Here is a 14,967-nt window from a genome sequence, read left to right on the forward strand (position 1 = left end):
GGCGCGCGCCTGTGTGAAGGAGCCAGAGCCTCCTCGCCAGAGACAGTTGAAATGCTTGGAACTGCCCCACCCTCCAAGAGCCAGTCAGCGCTGACACCAAGTTTCTTTGCAAATGTCACCGCATGTTTGGCGAACCCGTTTTGGCCGTTCTCGTAGGCCCTGTAGGTCGTGGGATTGACGCCTACAGCACGCGCAAAGTCGGCCTTGTCAGTGAAGCCAGCCTGCACTCTCGCCCACGCAAGTCGATCATGAGGCGAATCGAGGTCTGATCGTGTCATGGCCATGCTTTGGCACGCATCAGCGCTACAAATCATGTTGCAAAATGTCGCTACGTTTAGTAGCGCAATTCAACATGAAACGTAGCACAACGATCCAGGAGCTGGGCGGGGCGAAAGTCGTAGCCGATGCGCTCCGCTCTCGCGGCGTCCCCGTTGCCGAAGTGACGGTCCGTTCTTGGTCGCTTTCCGGACGAACAATTCCTGCGAAATACTGGCTACATATCGCCGACATTGCGCGCACCCAAGGGCTCGAACTCTCACTCGAGGCACTGGCAAAGGACGCAGCCGCATGACGCGCCCGCGCCCGCGCCCCATCCCCAAGCGCACCGGCGTGCAGACGTTCGCGACCCGGCGCCGCAGCACGCCGCGCGGCGGCGCGGCCGTCGGTGCTGTTACGGTGAAGCTGACGTTCGATGCTTCCAGCTTCGCTCCGACCGAAGTGCTGGACGGCATTCGCGAGATCGTGCGCGATGAGATGTGCACAAGCCCTGCGAATCGAGATCTCTTTCTTCTCGCTCAGCTGCTGCCTGTTCACCCCAGCCCAAAGGTTTGCGCGCTGACCTATGATGCGGTCGTCAACGAGCTCGGCACACCCGGCGCCGGCTACGACCCCGTAACCCTCTTCCACGCGGGACAACGCCTGAGCGCGCCACTGCGCGAACGATTCGACGAAGCTGTCGCCCGCGGCGTGCCCGCCGCCCGCGCAGAGGGGTGGCTGTGAGATGTCAGTAGCTAGGCCTTCCCCTCCTGATTGCAGCCCCGAGTTTGTTGAGCGCTTCGGTCGTGCTGCCATGCCCCCATGCGTCACTGATCTCGGTCGCAGCTTCGAGCTCTTCGACGATGGCGAGTATCGTCGCTTCGCTGACCTCCCCAGCCTTTCGCAGACCGTTGACGATCGCAAACAGCGCCAGGTGATTAGCAAAGCCAAGTTCAGACATCTCAATTCCATTCGTGCTGTTTTGGACAGCTGCACGATGACCGAACTGCCGGGCGCGGGCAACTGCGCTCGGCAGGGAGGTGCCGCATGACGCGCCGCCTCATCGTGGGCAGGGGTATGTCCGAAAATTCGGACACGACCAGCGTCGGCTGGTTCCTTGGCAATGAGCGCATCCCGCGCAATCGCGCGGCCTTCTGTGCCGTGTGCGGAGCTTCGCACTGCCATCACAGCGATTTGGAATTCGCCGGGATCGTTCCGGCTGGGACGCAGCGCCGATGAGCGTGCGTCCTCCTCTCTCCCGCATGCCGACGATAGACCGGCGTGCGCACCTGCCCGGGGCGGCCGAGCGCCCATCGCTCGCATTCCGACTGGCCGCCACCGGGCCTTTTCAACTTCCCACCTGTTCATGAAGCCGAGGTACCCCACCGATGAACCGGCAATCCACACCGCAGCGCAGCATCTTTTCCGCTTCTGCCGTTCTTGACGCGGTTGCTCAGGAACTGACCGCCATCAAGGCCGAGGATGGCCTGACCGATGCCGATATCGGCCGCATCCTGGGCAAAAGCGAGGACCAGGCGGCCAAGTACCGCACAGGCCTTGCCGAGATGGGCGTCGTAGCGTTTGCCGCCGCGAAGCGCGAGTGGAATGGCCGCTTCACCGGATCGCTGGACCGGCTTTGCATTACCAGCCGCCCCGGCCTTGCCGCCCTGCATGACCGCCGCGCGCAGTCGGACGTCCTCAAAGCCGCGCTGGCCCTGTCCGAGGCACTGGAGGATGACGACGCGATCAGCCCGGAGGAAGTGCGCCAGTGCCGCTCTGACCTGGAGCGGGCCCGGGCCGCCATCGATGCCCAGCTCGCCAAACTCAAGCCGGCGGCGTGATGCCAGCCGAAGGCGCCCTGCCCCGCGGGCTGGTACCCAAACCCCGCTCCATGGAGCAGCTGGAAGAACTGGTCAGCTGCGCAACGCAGCGCGTGAAGCGCGCGCGGGAGCGGCTGGAGCGCGCCGAGACTGAAATGACCGACGCCGTGGCGGCGCTGAACGCAGCCACCGCAGATCGCGCCGACTGGATCGCGAACTGCCCCAACGATGAACCCTTGATGCTGTGAGGAGCCAGTCATGGCCGAAACCACCGATGACCGCCTGCGCCTGCTAATTGAGAGAATTGAGCGCTTGTCTGAGGAAGGCAAGGGCATCGCTGACGACATCCGTGACGTCTACAACGAGGCCAAGGCAGTGGGCTATGACGTCAAGATCATGCGCCAGGTCGTCCGCCTGCGGAAGATGAAGCCCGATGACCGTCGCGAGATGGACATGGTCCTGGAGACCTATCGCAGCGCGCTGGGGCTGGACTGATGCAGGCCCGCGAGCTGAGCCCGCAGGAGGTGAGCCGGATCAAGAGGCTTCCCGCCCTGCTCGACAGCGCCCGCCGCAAAGTGGCGGCCCTGGAATGCGAGGCGCGCCGCTACGGGTTCACCGACCTCCTTCAGGCGAAAGGCGAGCCATGATCGTCCTTCCCTTCCCTCCCTCCAGCCTGTCAGGCCATGCCAAGGGGCATTGGCGGAGCAAGGCCAAGATCACGCGGCAATGGCGCCACTGGGCGCATGTGGCGACGAAGGAGGCGCGCGCCCGCGCCCCGGCGGCTGGCGACATCGTGCTGTGCGTGCGCTTCGTGCCGCCCAACCGCCGCGGCGATCGCACCAACTTCCCCAACCGCATGAAGCCCATCTTCGACGGCATCGCTGATGCGCTGAAGGTGAACGACAGCCGGTTCGTGCCCAGATACGAGTTCGCGGAGCCGGAGAAATCCGGGCGCGTGGAGATCGAGGTCGGCGCGCCGAAGGACGGGGATGGATCATGAGCGACCTTCTCACCCGCCTCATTGCCGATGGCACGTCGCCCGAGCTCGTTGCCGAAGTGGCCATGCTGTTGGCCGAACGCAAAGTGCTGGACGAGCGCCGCGCGAATGATCGCCGCCGCAAGCAGGAGCAGCGTGAGCGCGAGAAAGAGGAGCGCGGTCACGTGACGTCACGTGACGTCACAGGACAGGACGTGACGTCACAGGACAGCCCCTCCCTTTCCCTCCTCCCCAATGAAAATAAATCTAACCCCTCCACCCATACCCACCCGGAGGGAGAATCCCCGCCCACGCGTAAGGCCGTTCCGGCGAGTGACGACTGCGCGACCGTGGTTTCCGCCTGGAACGCCATGGCCCGCGCCGCTGGGCTACGCACCTGCGCTAAGCTCAGCGATACCCGCCGCCGCCACTGCCGAGCCAGGCTGAAGGACGACGGCTTGCAAGCGATCCAGCGGGCAATCCAGCAAGTGCCCCAGTCCGCGTTCCTGCGCGGCGATGCCGGAGACTGGGCCGGCGCCAACATCGACTTCCTCCTCCGACCCGACACCGTGACGAAAATCCTCGAGGGCCAATACGATGACAGACCAGCCTCCACTCCTCAGCGCGGCCCAGCCGCTTGGCGCGCTGCTTCCGGGCGTTCTGAGCCAGACCACCGCGACGGCTTCCAGCGCGCTCTCGACGAGCGGATCTTCGGCGCCACCGGCTAGGCTGAGCGACGCCGAGTTGGTCGCCGTCGAGGCGGTCGCTGCGGCCCCGCTGCCCGAGCTCGCCTTCTGCGATGGTCAGTTCCTGGCGAAGTGCCTGCGGATGCTGGACACGCTGCCGCGTCGCAAGGACGACGTGGTCGGCGGCGAGCTCCGCGTGCGCGCCTATGAGCTCGCGATCGGCCAGCGCCCCAAGGCCGCCATCGAGTTCCTGGTCACCGAGGCACTCAGGAATTGCAGGTTCTTCCCGAGCACCTCGGAGTGCGTCGAGATCCTGAAGCGCTGGGAGCGGTGCGACGCAGCCGTGCAGGAGCAGCGGCAGGCAGCCACCGCCAGCCGCCATGAGCGCCAAGCCCGCTTCGAGGATGCCATGACGCGCCTCGCCTCCGGGAAGGCCAGCCAGGATGAGATCGACGCCATGCCCGACTACTGGAAGCGGGTTGGCGAGACGCGCTCGCTCCTTTGGCGGTGTGATTGCGGGAGCTATGTGCTGCGGCCACGCCGCGGCTCTCTTCGAGAGGAGGCACGCAACTGATGGCGCGTCGAGGCAGACCGAAGAAGCGCAACGTGAAGCGGCACGCCTGCGGCAAGATCGTCCAGACGGTCACGCACGATAAGGGCAGTGAGTGGGTTCAAGGCAGACGCGCGAAATACGGCACACACTATAGCACGGCGCTTGGGCGCGCTTATGCGGCGGGCCTGCTCGGAGAAGACGCCCAATATGCCGACGATCGCTACATCGCTGGCAAGCGTTTCGCGAGGATCTACAACCGCGTGATCGGTGGCGAGACATACCGGTGCGCGCTCGATGCTTCGCCGCGCGGTGGCCTGACCGAAGTCGAGATCAGCGAACACGATCAGCGCGACCGGGATTGGCTATTCCAAATGATGAAGGAGCTGGACGCCAGCGGCACGCGCCCCTGGCTGGATCAGCTTTTGTCGAGGCTCTACACCGACACAGGGCCCTACTGGCTGGACAACCTTCTCGCTGGGGGAAAGCACCCAGCCGACCAGATGGTTCTTCGATCAGCAATCGCAGCCCTGGACGTGCTGGCTCCACCTCGACAGCCGGGGAAAATCCTTGTGGCGCAGTACGGATCAGCTTGACGCTATCGCCAAATCGTGCAAATTTTCCGTAAATGATGATTAAAGTTGCGCCCGCAGGTTTCGTGCCTTGCGGGCGCTACCCGTTCTACTCCTCGGGCTTCAGCCCGATGCACTGCTTCCATGCAGCTCCGATGGTGCCGAACTGACGGCGATATTCGATCCGGCTTCCTTCACCCTCTTCAAAGACGGTGAAAGCGAGCGAAACGCCGCCATAGCCATTCTTGATCAGAACAACCTTGGATCCATCATCGCGATCCATCGCATTAGTGTTGTTCTTGTTGGCGAGGCAGAATGCTACCTCGTTCTGGCTCTTCTCAGAGTGAAAGACTTCGGTAGGTTCTTTGTCGAGGACCTTTTGCGTCGAAGCGCAGCCAGCCAACGCCAAGGATGCTACGAGAATTGCGGAATACTTCATGTTGCCCCCAATTGATTGGAGGCGGCGTGATGCCACTGGCGTAGAACCTCAGCAAGGTGCTTTGATCAATGGCCCATGTCCCATTGCCGTACAAAGCAGGTCACCAGCGCCAGTCGCGCCAGGCATGGCATCATAATGGCAAGTCGCGGCATGAACGCGGATACGGAAGCGCCTGGGACAAACAGCGCCTGGCAATCCTCGAGCGTGACCAGTACCTTTGCCAAGCCTGCCTTTCGCAAGGTCGGATCACTTCCAAGGGATCGATCGGCGAAGATGGTAAGCCGGTACACCTGCACGTCGACCACAAGACGCCGAAAGCCAAGGGCGGCACAGACGCCCCTGATAACCTGCAAACGCTCTGCGGTCCCTGCCACGAAGCAAAGACGGCCGAAGACCAAGGCCATCGGCAGCGCGCGCGGATCGGCTCGGACGGATGGCCCGAGGGCGCGTAACAATATGTCGCGCAACATCGCGAAAGTACCAAGAATGGGCATGAAAGCGCCCTCCCCCGGGGGGTATCTCAAAGTTGAGGACTTGCCGGTCTAGGGACCGCAGTGGGCCTGAAATTTTCACAAAACCAGATTGATGTTTTGAAAGGTCCAATATGGCCACCAGGGGAGCGAAGCCGAAACCGGCGCAGCTGCGCCTGGTCGACGGCACCCACCGGACCGCGCGTCATGGCGAAAGCGCGGCCACGAAAGAGGCCGCGCAAGCGAGTGCGGTCAGCTTCGGCACGCTGACCAAGCCGACCGGGCTTAAGGGTGAGGCTCTGAAGGCCTGGAAGAAATTCATCGCACCGGCAGGCTGGCTCGACGGATCACGAGAGCCAGCTGCGATTGCATTCTGCGAGCTCTGGAGCGAGTTCCGGCATAACCCCATCGGGTTCCCGGCGTCGAAGCATGGCCAGATGCGCGCCTACATGAGCGAGCTTGGTCTCACGGACGAGCGCAACCGAGGGGACCATGGCGGCAAGGAAGAGGAGGACGAGTTCTTCGGTTCCGAGTGACCGGGCCACCAAGTTTGCGCTCGACGTTGTCGCCGGCAAATTCATCGCGGGCCCCCATGTCCGCAACGCATGCCGGCGCCACCTCGACGATCTGAAGAACGGGCACAAACGCGGGCTGCGCTATTCCGTCGAGAAGGCCGAGCGGGTCTTCCGGTTCTTCGAAACCAAGCTGCGCCTCAATGGCGGCCAGTTTGAGGGGCGGCCTTTCGAGCTACACCCATCGCAGGCATTCAAGCTAGGCAACCTGTTCGGCTGGGAGCGCGCAGACGGCAGCCGCCGGTTCCGCCGGGCCTTTATCGAGGAAGGAAAAGGGAACGGGAAATCGCCGTTCGCCGGTGGCATCGGCCTCTACGGGATGATGGCAGACGGCGAGCCCGGCGCCGAGATCTACGCTGTGGCTGCGCACCGCGACCAGGCGAAGATCCTCTTCAATGACGCGGTCGCGATGGTCGACCAGTCGCCCGATCTCGCCAAGCGGATCACCCAAAGCGGCGGCCCTGGGCGCGTGTTCAACCTAGCATGGCTGGCTAAGAACTCATTTTTCCGCCCGCTGAGCAGGAGCGCAGGCAAGTCGGGCTCAGGCCTGCGCCCGCACATAGGCCTCGCGGACGAGCTGCACGAACACCCGAACCGCGACGCGGTCGAGATGATCGAGCGCGGCTTCAAATTTCGACGGCAGCCACTGCTGCTGATGATCACCAACAGCGGTTCGGATCGCAATTCGATTTGTTACGAGGAGCATGAACACGCCGTCAGGGTTGCGGCAGGGACTGCGACGCCAGGCGAAGATTTCGCCTATGTCGGCGAGCCGATAGATGACAGCACCTTCAGCTTCGTATGCTCGCTTGATCCAGGCGACGATCCCCTGAAGGATCCGAAGTGCTGGGCGAAGGCGAACCCACTGCTCGGCACGATCCTGTCTTACGAATACCTCGAAGGTGTCGTTGCCCAGGCGAAGGCAATCCCGGGGAAGCTTAACGGCATTCTGCGCCTGCATTTCTGCGTCTGGACCGACGCTGAATCGGCGTGGATGTCGCGCGCGGTTCTCGAACCTTGCATCGCAGACTTCGATATCGCCGAGCATCACGGGAAGCGCTGCGCTATCGGCCTCGACCTTTCGCAGAGCCGGGACATCACCGCGAAGGCGAATGTCGTCCAGACCGGCAGTGTGGACGTCGAAGTTGAGGTCGAGGGCGAGAAGCGGATTGTCTCGAAGCCGACCTTTGATGCTTGGATTGAAGCATGGACGCCGGGCGACACCTTGGAGGCCCGTGCGCTGCGCGACAAGGCCCCCTATGACGTCTGGGTCCGAGACGGGCATCTTGAGGCGCCGAAGGGGCAAAGCATTCGTTTCGATCACGTCGCCCAGGCTTTGGCCGACGACGACCGCCGCTTCGAGATCTCAGCGGTTGGCTACGACCGATACGCGTTTCGGCAGTTCGAGAACGAGTGCCACCAGCTGGGCCTGAGCGTGCCCTTCGTTGAGCACCCGCAGGGCGGAACGAAGAAGGGGAAGCCGACCGAGGCCATGATCGAAGCGGCCAGGGCCCGCGAGGTCGAACCCGAAGGCCTCTGGATGCCGGGCTCACTTCGAGAGCTTGAGGACGCCCTTTTGGAAGGCCGCATTCGGCTACTTCGAAATCCAGTCCTGATTTCGGCGATGATGAGTGCGGTCACGGATTCCGACCGCTGGGAAAACAGTTGGCTGGCAAAGGAGCGCGCCGTGAATAAGATCGACGCTGCTGTAGCACTTTGCATGGCCATCGGCGTGGCTTCGGCATTCGATGCTGAACCGCCGCAGTCTATCTACGAAACGCGCGGCGTCATGGTGCTCTGATGGGGTTTTGGTCTTCCGTCATCCATGGTCTGACTGCGCCAGAACCTGCCATAGCGCTTGGCGACACGCCCAAGGTGAGCGCCGCAGCTAGCGAAGGCACATTCTTCGACCTGAGCGATCCGCGCGTACTTGAGTTCCTGCGCGAAGGAAGTCCGACTGCGGCAGGCAAGTACGTCACCGAACGCTCGGCGATGCAGAACCCAACGTTCAACCGGGCGGTGACAGTGATCAGCCAGACGCTGGGCATGCTGCCACTGAACCTCATGGTTAAGGATGGTGCCGGCAAAGTTTCCAAGGCCGCCGATCACCCTGTTCACAAACTGCTCAAACCTCGCGGGAGGCCGAACGGCTTTCAAGACCCCTTCAAGTTCAAGACCTATATGCAAGGGCGCGCGCTGATTAAGGGCAATGCCTATGCGCTCAAGGTACCTGGTGTCCGTGGAATTGGCGCACTCATTCCTCTCGATCCTGACCGTGTCGTCGCTGACCTCGATGACGCCTGGAATCTGACCTACAAGTGGACCACACGGCAGGGCCGTATTCGCGTCCTTCGACCTGACGAGGTCGTCCATCTTCGCTCGCCCTGGACCTGTGATGGCCTCACCGGGGATGGCCTCATCAAGTTGATGGGCGAGGCGCTGGGCCTCGCTGAGGCTGCTGATGAAGCTGCTTCTCGCTTGATCAAAAACGGCTCTTATGTCGGGGGGGCGCTGAAGCACCCGAAGCAGATCAGTAACGAGGCCGCGCAACGCTTGCGTGACCAGTTCGCGGAGCGCCATTCGGGCCCTGAAAATGCAGGCCGCTGGATCGTTACCGAGGAAGGTATGGACGTCCAACCATTCGGAATGACGAGCAAAGATGCCCAGGGCCTCGAAAGCCGCCGCTATCAAGCTGAAGAGGTTTCCCGCGGTACCGGTGTCCCCCGCCCTCTCCTCATGTTTGACGAAACAAGCTGGGGCAGCGGTATCGAGCAGCTTGGGCTATTCTTCATCACGTACTGTCTCGCGGGGTGGTTTACTGCGTGGGAGGAGGCTCTCGCCCAATCGTTGTTGAGCGATGCCGAGCGCGAAACCCATTTCTTCAAGTTCAACGAGGCGGCGTTGCTGCGTGGATCCCTCAAGGATCAGTCGGACTTCCTCAAAGCGGCGATCGGCGGCCCCGGCCAAGGTGGCTACATGGTTCCAAACGAAGCACGAGAAGTGATGGACCTGAACAAATCCGACGACCCGGCAATGAACCGCCCTGCCTGGGCAACACCGGAGACCGCAAATGCCCCGTCCTAACGCCCTCCCCCTGCCTGCGCAGAAGCGTGTCAGCGCGTTTACGAAGCCTGAGGTGTACGACCAATGGGGCAGTGATGCCGCCGGCGTTCGTGCGCTGCTCGCCGACGATGCCACGATCACAATGTTCGATGTCGTTGGCGAGGACTACTGGACTGGCGGGGGTATCACCGCAAAGAAAGTCGCTGAGCAGCTCCGCGCGATCGGCGACCGGCCGGCAACGATCCAGATCAATTCGCCCGGCGGCGACATGTTTGAAGGGATCGCCGTCTACAATGTGCTGCGAGAACACCCGCAGGACATCACCGTGCAGGTGATGGGCATGGCAGCTAGCGCAGCCAGCATCATCGCCATGGCTGGTGACAAGATCGAGATCGGTGCCGCATCGTTCATGATGATCCACAATTGCTGGGTCCTGGCGATGGGAAACCGCAACGACATGCGCGACCTCGCCGACTGGCTCGAGCCGTTCGATTCCGCAATGGCCTCACTCTATACAGAGCGTACCGGCAACGATGCCGCTCAGGTCGCCGCGTGGATGGACAAAGAGACTTACATGTCCGGCGCTCAAGCGATCGAGCGTGGCTTTGCCGACGCTCTTCTTCCTGCCGATGCCATGAAGGTTGATGAGGCCACGAAGGCTGCAGATCGTTCTGTAAACGAACTGCGCGCCATGGAGCTCACATTGGTGCACGCCGGAGCGACCCGCACTCAAGCGCGCGAGCGCATCAATAAAATCAAGGGTACGCCTGGCGCTGCCCGCGACGACGCCACGCCTGGCGCTGGCTCAACCGACTGGATGCTTGAGGCATCCGCTCTTTTGAACAGCCTGCGGGCTTAATCAAGGATACTTACATGAAGCCGATTCACTTGATCGGCGCGGCTCCCCGCGCCCTGTGCGGTCTCGTGCGCGCCGAAGGCGATGACACCAGGGCCCTCTTCGCCCAGCTGAATGCTGCCGTAACGGAAATGCGCAGCAAGCACGAGCAGGCTCTCGCATCCAAGGTCGACGACTCCGTGCTGAATGAGCAGGTCGACCGTATCAACGCCGAGATCAGCAAGATCGAGGAAGCAATCACCAAGGCGAATACCGAACTCGCGGCGGCTCGCCTCGGCGACAGCCTCCCTGGCGACATGGAGCCGACCGACCCGGAATATCGCGCAGCCTTCAATGCGCACTTCCGTAAGGGTGATGTCTCTGCCGCCCTGTCTGTCGGGACTGATGCTGAAGGCGGATATCTCGCCCCTGTCGAGTGGGACCGCACCATCACGGGTGCGCTCAAGGAAATCTCCCCCATCCGTCAGCACGCACAGGTGATCACTACCAGCACGGCTGGCTTCAAACGGCTGTACTCGGATCGCACCATCGGCTCTGGTTGGGTTGGCGAGACCGCGGCTCGCCCCGAGACCGCCACGCCTGGGGTCTCGGAACTGACCTTCGGCCACGGCGAAATCTACGCGAACCCGGCCGCCACGCAGGCATTCATCGATGACGCAGCGGTCAACGTCGAGCGATGGCTGGCCGATGAGGTCAATACCGAATTCGCCTATCAGGAAGGCATTGCATTCCTGAGTGGTAACGGGACGAACAAGCCATTCGGCATCCTGACCTACGTCACCGGCGAAGCCAACGCGGCGAAACATCCCTTCGGTGCCATCACCGCCAAGGCCGCGACATCGGCAACCGACATTGCCGCCGATGAACTCGTCGACTTGGTCTATAGCCTTCCCAGTTCGCGGCGCGCCGGTGCCAGGTTCTTCATGAACAACGGCACTATGAGCTCGGTCCGAAAGCTCAAGGACGGCGAAGGCAACTACCTCTGGCAGCCTGGCTATCAGGATGGCGAGCCGGGTCGCATCTTGGGCTACGCGACCACCGAAATCGAGGGCATGCCCGATGCTGCTACTGGCGCCATTCCGATGCTCTTCGGCGACATGCGCATGACGTACCTGGTCATCGATCGAGTGGGTACTCGGATCCTGCGCGATCCCTACACCAACAAGCCCTTCGTGCACTTCTACACCACCAAGCGCGTAGGCGGTGGGGTGCAGAATCCCGAATTCATGAAGGCGCTCAAGATGGCCTGATGGTTCGGCGGGCAGCTCAATCTGCCCGCCCTCCTTCACGCCCCCGCCGATGCGGGCGCATGGAGGGGTGAAGAAGGAGTGTATCAATGACCATCGCGAAAAAGGCCGTCGCCAAGACCAAGACCGACGAGAAGGATGAGAAGGTCGCGCTCACCTCCAAGCGAACCCAACCCTCCCCGCAGTTCAACGACCCCGCCCTATCGGCTCGCGAGGCTGTAACCAAAGCGCTCAAGGAGGGTTGAACATGGCTGTTGTTGACGTGCCTGCACTCATCCAGCGGACGTTTGACGCGGTTTAACGTGATGCGCGTTTTCGTCATCATGCCGCCAGCGCCTGCCTCCAAGCCCTCACTTGAGGACGTCAAGGCGCACCTGCGCGTCGAGCATGATGACCAGGACCAGCTAATCCAGGGCTATATTGATGCAGCGTTCGGGCACATCGATGGGCCGGACGGTTGGCTCGGCCGAGCATTTGCCGTTCAAACTCTGGAGGCGAGGCTTCCCTCGTTCGGCACTTGCGGTGCGATTGAGCTGCCATACCCTCCGGCTACAGCGATCGAAAGCATCGAGTATATCGACGCGGATGGGGGCACCACCACACTTGATCCTTCTGGGTACGAGCTAACCGGGAATTTGCTGCGCCCTGCATGGCCAGGCACTTTCCCCGCCGCATCGTGGCGCGGTGCGGATGGCGAAACCGTGCGGATCCGTTGGATTGCTGGCTACGCGACACTGCCGGCGCCTGTGCGCGCGGCGCTGCTCTTGATGGTGGGCGATATGTACCGCTTTCCCGAGACGGTGAGCGATCAGGCAGTTTCGAAGATCCCTATGTCAACGACCGCCGAAAAGCTTCTTCAGCCGTTCCGGGTTTATCGCTGATGACGCGATCCTCAGCCACTCAATACGATAGGCGGATCTCGATCTGGCGCAGCGCGCTCGTGGACGACGGGACCGCGACCGTAAAAGGCCCGCCGGCCGAAATCGGCAAGCGGTGGGCGAAAAAGGCGGACATCAGCGATGGCGAGCGCATGCAGGCTGCCGAGTATGCTCAGGATCTCACCACCAGATGGACCGTTCGATCAGACAGCCTGACGCGCACAATCGCGGGCGGGGATGTGCTGCAGCACAAGGGCGTTACCTATGAAGTGACGGGTACCAAGGAGCGCTCTGAGCGCGAGGACGAGATCGAGATTACGACTTCGGCCCGGCCTGACACGCTGCCATGAAGCCGAGCGTCAAGCTGGTCGTATCCCGCGATCTGGAGCGCAACCTGAAGAAGCTCTCGCGGGTCAGCCGCCGCGAAGTTGTGGAAGAGGCAATCACTGAAGGTGCCGAAGTGATCGCCGAAGAGGCGCGCATCCTGGTGCCCGCGCGCACAGGCAACCTGCGCGACAGCATCGACGTCAGCACACAGGCGCTGAATTATGCGTCGGGTCGGCTCGGACGAGGAAGCTACGAAGTCTTTGTGGGGGCACGTCAGGGCAAGGGGCAGCCGCACGACGGCTTCTACGGCCATATGGTCGAATTCGGAACGGTACACTCCCCGCCCCAGCCCTTCATTCGACCGGCATTCGACCAGAAAGCCGAGGAGGCGACCGAAGTCGCGGTCGACCGCCTGCGCAAGGAATTCAACCGCATCATGAAGGGCTGAGCCGTGGAAGAGGCAATCCGCAACCTGTTGCTCAGCCATGGGCCGATCTCCGGGCTGGTGGGCCAGCGCGTTGACTGGGGTGTGCGCGTCCAGGGCGCGCCGCTCCCGGCGCTCACGATTCACCAGATCAGCGGCAGGGTGGACATGCACCTTCGCGGAGCCAGCGGCTGGTACCGCGATCTTGCCCAGTTCGAATGTTGGGGGGGCACGTTTTTCGCCGCCCGGAATCTGGCGAACATGCTGGCGGGGGATGGCGGCCTGTTGGTGGGGTATCGCGGCGTGAACCTTGGTGTGCAGCTGCGAACCTTCATCATCGGGCGCCGATCCGACAGCGACACTGACAGTAAGGGGCCGGTCCACCGCGCGAGCGTGGACGTAATGATCTGGCACCGCACCACAGACTGAACAGGAGAGCCTGATGCGGATCAGAGCCACACGAGAATTCATCGACAGGGAAGCCGACGATCCGAAGGACGCGCGCGTGCTTGTCGGCAAACAATTGACCGTGACCGCCAAGCGTGGCGGCCAGCTCATCGCCCTCAAGCTGGCCGAACTGGCCGAGCCTGACGGGTTGGAAAAGATGGCCGCGCCGGTCGCGGCCCCCAGTGCCACCAAGGGCGCGCGTCGCGCCAATAAGGAGTAACCGCAATGGCAGCAACGCATGAAGATACCGACATTGGTCTTCTGACCACGTTCGGCAAAGGCTCCGGTGCCGGCTGGGAGGCCTTCGCCGAGGTCACCGAGCTCAATCCCCCGGAACTGTCGCGCGACAGCGTCGAGTTCACCCACCATGGCAGTCCGGATGCGCACCGCGAGTTCAAGCCTGGCCTGACCGATGCCGGTGAAGTCAGTATCGTTTACAACCTCGTTCCTGGCCTTCTCGACGACGCGGTGATCGGAACGCACCTCGGCAGCCGCGTCGTCGAGCCCTGGGAAATCCGCTTTCCCAATGGCGCTGTTCTCGCATTCAACGGCTTTGCGACGGCTCATGGCCGCGCCACCCCGATGGACGACAAGATGACCGGTTCCGCGACCTTCAAGGTCTCGGGCAAGCCCGTGCTGACGCCGGCGGCCTGAGTATGACAAGCGCGAATCCGCAGCGCGGCCAGCTCGGCTTCGAGGTCGGCGGCGAGAACTGGGTCTTTGCCTTCACCACGAACGCACTGTGCGTCGTGGAAGAGGAATTCGACCTCAAGGACATCAGCCAGCTCGAAACGGTGCTCAGCGACTCTCCGTCGCTGCGCACGATCCGCAAGCTGTTCCGGATCGGCCTTACCGATTGCCACCCGGAGATGAGCGACCTCGAGGCCGGCCAGATCATGGAAGCAGTCGGCGGCCTTGAGCCCTCGCTCGAGCTCATCATGCGCGCCGTCGAAACCGCCTTCCCGGAGGCGGCCCGCGGCGGCACCGGCAGCCCTCCGAAGCGGGCGCCCAAAGCGAAGGGCGCCCGTGGGACTGGTCGGACCTCCACATCACGTGGTGCGAAGCAGGCTTAAGCCCTGACCAATACTGGGGACAAACCCCACGTGAACTGGCGCGCGTCCTGGAAGGCGCGGCGCGCGCCGCGAGAAGCAAGCATGATCTGGCGATGCAGGCGTCATGGACGGCAGGCACGCTTGGGCGAGCGAAGAAGATCCCGCCGTTAAAGCACTTCCTGCTGTCCAAGCCGGTCAAGCGCACGCGCCAGAACTGGCAAACCATGTACGCCGTTGCCGCCTCCTGGGCCGCAGAACGCGGCGCGATCGCATCTGAGGGGACCACTGCATGAACACCGCAGTGATTGGCGCCGCGCGCGTCGTATTCGGCGC

The 14,967-nt window shown here is 62.7% G+C and carries 27 protein-coding genes and 1 pseudogene; 25 read left to right on the top strand and 3 right to left on the bottom strand.

Annotated features, from left to right (window positions below; translation table 11 throughout):
• Window positions 1–89: 89 nt before the first annotated feature.
• Window positions 90–314: pseudogene (locus FMM79_RS22175) on the bottom strand (helix-turn-helix domain-containing protein); the annotation flags it as partial.
• A gap of 38 nt (window positions 315–352) precedes the next feature.
• Between FMM79_RS22175 and FMM79_RS03295 the strand changes: the two are divergent.
• Entirely contained in the window at window positions 353–571 is a 219-nt protein-coding gene (locus tag FMM79_RS03295; protein ID WP_148626071.1) for a hypothetical protein, read from the top strand.
• Window positions 568–999, top strand: a complete 432-nt coding sequence (locus FMM79_RS03300; protein WP_148626073.1) for a hypothetical protein — start codon at window positions 568–570, stop codon at window positions 997–999. The genes FMM79_RS03295 and FMM79_RS03300 overlap by 4 nt, the downstream gene beginning before the upstream one ends.
• 4 nt (window positions 1,000–1,003) lie before the next feature.
• Here the strand turns inward: FMM79_RS03300 and FMM79_RS03305 are convergent, their stop codons facing one another.
• Window positions 1,004–1,216 (bottom strand): hypothetical protein, encoded by a 213-nt coding sequence (locus FMM79_RS03305; RefSeq protein WP_148626075.1) that lies wholly within the window; start codon window positions 1,214–1,216, stop codon window positions 1,004–1,006.
• Window positions 1,217–1,302: 86 nt separating this feature from the next.
• Between FMM79_RS03305 and FMM79_RS03310 the strand changes: the two genes are divergently transcribed.
• From FMM79_RS03310 to FMM79_RS03340, 9 genes are all read left to right on the top strand, one after another.
• Window positions 1,303–1,494, top strand: coding sequence for a hypothetical protein (locus tag FMM79_RS03310; protein WP_148626076.1), 192 nt, complete (start codon window positions 1,303–1,305; stop codon window positions 1,492–1,494).
• A gap of 149 nt (window positions 1,495–1,643) precedes the next feature.
• The gene (locus FMM79_RS03315) at window positions 1,644–2,096 is read left to right on the top strand and encodes a hypothetical protein (RefSeq protein WP_148626078.1); all 453 of its coding nucleotides are present in this window, start codon (window positions 1,644–1,646) and stop codon (window positions 2,094–2,096) included.
• A 50-nt stretch (window positions 2,097–2,146) separates the two neighbouring features.
• Window positions 2,147–2,323, top strand: a complete 177-nt coding sequence (locus tag FMM79_RS21145) for a hypothetical protein (protein WP_153269307.1) — start codon at window positions 2,147–2,149, stop codon at window positions 2,321–2,323.
• A 10-nt stretch (window positions 2,324–2,333) separates the two neighbouring features.
• A complete protein-coding gene (locus FMM79_RS03320; protein WP_148626080.1) occupies window positions 2,334–2,570 on the top strand; it encodes a DUF2312 domain-containing protein in 237 nt (78 codons plus the stop codon).
• Complete coding sequence (locus FMM79_RS21150; RefSeq protein WP_153269308.1) at window positions 2,570–2,722, top strand: hypothetical protein; 153 nt, start codon at window positions 2,570–2,572, stop codon at window positions 2,720–2,722. The genes FMM79_RS03320 and FMM79_RS21150 overlap by 1 nt, the downstream gene beginning before the upstream one ends.
• Window positions 2,719–3,075: a hypothetical protein gene (locus tag FMM79_RS03325; RefSeq protein ID WP_148626082.1), complete on the top strand. Its 357-nt coding sequence runs from the start codon at window positions 2,719–2,721 to the stop codon at window positions 3,073–3,075. Before FMM79_RS21150 ends, FMM79_RS03325 begins: the two co-directional genes overlap by 4 nt.
• On the top strand, window positions 3,072–3,779 hold the full coding sequence (locus FMM79_RS03330; protein WP_148626085.1) for a hypothetical protein: 708 nt from the start codon (window positions 3,072–3,074) through the stop codon (window positions 3,777–3,779). The genes FMM79_RS03325 and FMM79_RS03330 overlap by 4 nt, the downstream gene beginning before the upstream one ends.
• 16 nt (window positions 3,780–3,795) lie before the next feature.
• Window positions 3,796–4,311, top strand: coding sequence for a hypothetical protein (locus tag FMM79_RS03335; RefSeq protein ID WP_148626086.1), 516 nt, complete (start codon window positions 3,796–3,798; stop codon window positions 4,309–4,311).
• On the top strand, window positions 4,311–4,883 hold the full coding sequence (locus FMM79_RS03340) for a hypothetical protein (protein WP_148626088.1): 573 nt from the start codon (window positions 4,311–4,313) through the stop codon (window positions 4,881–4,883). The genes FMM79_RS03335 and FMM79_RS03340 overlap by 1 nt, the downstream gene beginning before the upstream one ends.
• A gap of 85 nt (window positions 4,884–4,968) precedes the next feature.
• On the opposite strand, the gene FMM79_RS03345 is transcribed toward FMM79_RS03340, so the two are convergent.
• On the bottom strand, window positions 4,969–5,298 hold the full coding sequence (locus FMM79_RS03345; RefSeq protein WP_148626090.1) for a hypothetical protein: 330 nt from the start codon (window positions 5,296–5,298) through the stop codon (window positions 4,969–4,971).
• Window positions 5,299–5,366: 68 nt separating this feature from the next.
• Here FMM79_RS03345 and FMM79_RS22180 point away from each other — a divergent pair, with 68 nt between their 5' ends.
• The 14 genes from FMM79_RS22180 to FMM79_RS03410 all read left to right on the top strand — a co-directional run bounded on the left by FMM79_RS22180 (window position 5,367) and on the right by FMM79_RS03410 (window position 14,655).
• On the top strand, window positions 5,367–5,750 hold the full coding sequence (locus FMM79_RS22180) for an HNH endonuclease (RefSeq protein WP_148626092.1): 384 nt from the start codon (window positions 5,367–5,369) through the stop codon (window positions 5,748–5,750).
• Window positions 5,751–5,902: 152 nt separating this feature from the next.
• Window positions 5,903–6,304, top strand: coding sequence for a hypothetical protein (locus FMM79_RS03355; protein ID WP_148626094.1), 402 nt, complete (start codon window positions 5,903–5,905; stop codon window positions 6,302–6,304).
• Window positions 6,261–8,141: a terminase large subunit gene (locus FMM79_RS03360; protein WP_148626096.1), complete on the top strand. Its 1,881-nt coding sequence runs from the start codon at window positions 6,261–6,263 to the stop codon at window positions 8,139–8,141. The genes FMM79_RS03355 and FMM79_RS03360 overlap by 44 nt, the downstream gene beginning before the upstream one ends.
• Window positions 8,141–9,424 carry a phage portal protein gene (locus FMM79_RS03365; protein WP_148626098.1) on the top strand — a complete coding sequence of 428 codons (1,284 nt, stop codon included), beginning with the start codon at window positions 8,141–8,143 and terminating at the stop codon, window positions 9,422–9,424. The genes FMM79_RS03360 and FMM79_RS03365 overlap by 1 nt, the downstream gene beginning before the upstream one ends.
• Window positions 9,411–10,262: a head maturation protease, ClpP-related gene (locus FMM79_RS03370; protein ID WP_148626100.1), complete on the top strand. Its 852-nt coding sequence runs from the start codon at window positions 9,411–9,413 to the stop codon at window positions 10,260–10,262. The genes FMM79_RS03365 and FMM79_RS03370 overlap by 14 nt, the downstream gene beginning before the upstream one ends.
• 29 nt (window positions 10,263–10,291) lie before the next feature.
• Window positions 10,292–11,509 carry a phage major capsid protein gene (locus FMM79_RS03375; protein ID WP_205466443.1) on the top strand — a complete coding sequence of 406 codons (1,218 nt, stop codon included), beginning with the start codon at window positions 10,292–10,294 and terminating at the stop codon, window positions 11,507–11,509.
• Window positions 11,510–11,595: 86 nt separating this feature from the next.
• Window positions 11,596–11,751 carry a hypothetical protein gene (locus tag FMM79_RS21155; protein ID WP_153269309.1) on the top strand — a complete coding sequence of 52 codons (156 nt, stop codon included), beginning with the start codon at window positions 11,596–11,598 and terminating at the stop codon, window positions 11,749–11,751.
• A 60-nt stretch (window positions 11,752–11,811) separates the two neighbouring features.
• The gene (locus FMM79_RS03380; RefSeq protein WP_240338955.1) at window positions 11,812–12,387 is read left to right on the top strand and encodes a head-tail connector protein; all 576 of its coding nucleotides are present in this window, start codon (window positions 11,812–11,814) and stop codon (window positions 12,385–12,387) included.
• Window positions 12,387–12,734: a head-tail adaptor protein gene (locus FMM79_RS03385; RefSeq protein ID WP_148626106.1), complete on the top strand. Its 348-nt coding sequence runs from the start codon at window positions 12,387–12,389 to the stop codon at window positions 12,732–12,734. Before FMM79_RS03380 ends, FMM79_RS03385 begins: the two co-directional genes overlap by 1 nt.
• Complete coding sequence (locus FMM79_RS03390; protein WP_148626108.1) at window positions 12,731–13,159, top strand: HK97-gp10 family putative phage morphogenesis protein; 429 nt, start codon at window positions 12,731–12,733, stop codon at window positions 13,157–13,159. The genes FMM79_RS03385 and FMM79_RS03390 overlap by 4 nt, the downstream gene beginning before the upstream one ends.
• A gap of 3 nt (window positions 13,160–13,162) precedes the next feature.
• A complete protein-coding gene (locus tag FMM79_RS03395) occupies window positions 13,163–13,564 on the top strand; it encodes a DUF3168 domain-containing protein (protein ID WP_148626110.1) in 402 nt (133 codons plus the stop codon).
• Between the two features lie 13 nt (window positions 13,565–13,577).
• Window positions 13,578–13,802, top strand: a complete 225-nt coding sequence (locus FMM79_RS03400) for a hypothetical protein (protein WP_148626112.1) — start codon at window positions 13,578–13,580, stop codon at window positions 13,800–13,802.
• 5 nt (window positions 13,803–13,807) lie between these two features.
• Window positions 13,808–14,236 (top strand): phage tail tube protein, encoded by a 429-nt coding sequence (locus FMM79_RS03405; protein WP_148626114.1) that lies wholly within the window; start codon window positions 13,808–13,810, stop codon window positions 14,234–14,236.
• Window positions 14,237–14,238: 2 nt separating this feature from the next.
• Complete coding sequence (locus tag FMM79_RS03410; protein WP_148626116.1) at window positions 14,239–14,655, top strand: hypothetical protein; 417 nt, start codon at window positions 14,239–14,241, stop codon at window positions 14,653–14,655.
• Window positions 14,656–14,967: the final 312 nt, after the last annotated feature.

This window comes from Novosphingobium sp. BW1 (assembly GCF_008107685.1).
Taxonomy (GTDB): Bacteria; Pseudomonadota; Alphaproteobacteria; order Sphingomonadales; family Sphingomonadaceae; genus Novosphingobium.

Coding starts and splice junctions, on each gene's coding strand:
- FMM79_RS03295 (WP_148626071.1), top strand. CDS start 353: ATGAAACGTAGCACAACGATCCAGGAGCTGGGCGGGGCGAAAGTCGTA.
- FMM79_RS03300 (WP_148626073.1), top strand. CDS start 568: ATGACGCGCCCGCGCCCGCGCCCCATCCCCAAGCGCACCGGCGTGCAG.
- FMM79_RS03305 (WP_148626075.1), bottom strand. CDS start 1,216: ATGTCTGAACTTGGCTTTGCTAATCACCTGGCGCTGTTTGCGATCGTC.
- FMM79_RS03310 (WP_148626076.1), top strand. CDS start 1,303: ATGACGCGCCGCCTCATCGTGGGCAGGGGTATGTCCGAAAATTCGGAC.
- FMM79_RS03315 (WP_148626078.1), top strand. CDS start 1,644: ATGAACCGGCAATCCACACCGCAGCGCAGCATCTTTTCCGCTTCTGCC.
- FMM79_RS21145 (WP_153269307.1), top strand. CDS start 2,147: ATGGAGCAGCTGGAAGAACTGGTCAGCTGCGCAACGCAGCGCGTGAAG.
- FMM79_RS03320 (WP_148626080.1), top strand. CDS start 2,334: ATGGCCGAAACCACCGATGACCGCCTGCGCCTGCTAATTGAGAGAATT.
- FMM79_RS21150 (WP_153269308.1), top strand. CDS start 2,570: ATGCAGGCCCGCGAGCTGAGCCCGCAGGAGGTGAGCCGGATCAAGAGG.
- FMM79_RS03325 (WP_148626082.1), top strand. CDS start 2,719: ATGATCGTCCTTCCCTTCCCTCCCTCCAGCCTGTCAGGCCATGCCAAG.
- FMM79_RS03330 (WP_148626085.1), top strand. CDS start 3,072: ATGAGCGACCTTCTCACCCGCCTCATTGCCGATGGCACGTCGCCCGAG.
- FMM79_RS03340 (WP_148626088.1), top strand. CDS start 4,311: ATGGCGCGTCGAGGCAGACCGAAGAAGCGCAACGTGAAGCGGCACGCC.
- FMM79_RS03345 (WP_148626090.1), bottom strand. CDS start 5,298: ATGAAGTATTCCGCAATTCTCGTAGCATCCTTGGCGTTGGCTGGCTGC.
- FMM79_RS22180 (WP_148626092.1), top strand. CDS start 5,367: ATGGCCCATGTCCCATTGCCGTACAAAGCAGGTCACCAGCGCCAGTCG.
- FMM79_RS03355 (WP_148626094.1), top strand. CDS start 5,903: ATGGCCACCAGGGGAGCGAAGCCGAAACCGGCGCAGCTGCGCCTGGTC.
- FMM79_RS03360 (WP_148626096.1), top strand. CDS start 6,261: ATGGCGGCAAGGAAGAGGAGGACGAGTTCTTCGGTTCCGAGTGACCGG.
- FMM79_RS03365 (WP_148626098.1), top strand. CDS start 8,141: ATGGGGTTTTGGTCTTCCGTCATCCATGGTCTGACTGCGCCAGAACCT.
- FMM79_RS03370 (WP_148626100.1), top strand. CDS start 9,411: ATGCCCCGTCCTAACGCCCTCCCCCTGCCTGCGCAGAAGCGTGTCAGC.
- FMM79_RS21155 (WP_153269309.1), top strand. CDS start 11,596: ATGACCATCGCGAAAAAGGCCGTCGCCAAGACCAAGACCGACGAGAAG.
- FMM79_RS03380 (WP_240338955.1), top strand. CDS start 11,812: ATGCGCGTTTTCGTCATCATGCCGCCAGCGCCTGCCTCCAAGCCCTCA.
- FMM79_RS03385 (WP_148626106.1), top strand. CDS start 12,387: ATGACGCGATCCTCAGCCACTCAATACGATAGGCGGATCTCGATCTGG.
- FMM79_RS03390 (WP_148626108.1), top strand. CDS start 12,731: ATGAAGCCGAGCGTCAAGCTGGTCGTATCCCGCGATCTGGAGCGCAAC.
- FMM79_RS03400 (WP_148626112.1), top strand. CDS start 13,578: ATGCGGATCAGAGCCACACGAGAATTCATCGACAGGGAAGCCGACGAT.
- FMM79_RS03405 (WP_148626114.1), top strand. CDS start 13,808: ATGGCAGCAACGCATGAAGATACCGACATTGGTCTTCTGACCACGTTC.
- FMM79_RS03410 (WP_148626116.1), top strand. CDS start 14,239: ATGACAAGCGCGAATCCGCAGCGCGGCCAGCTCGGCTTCGAGGTCGGC.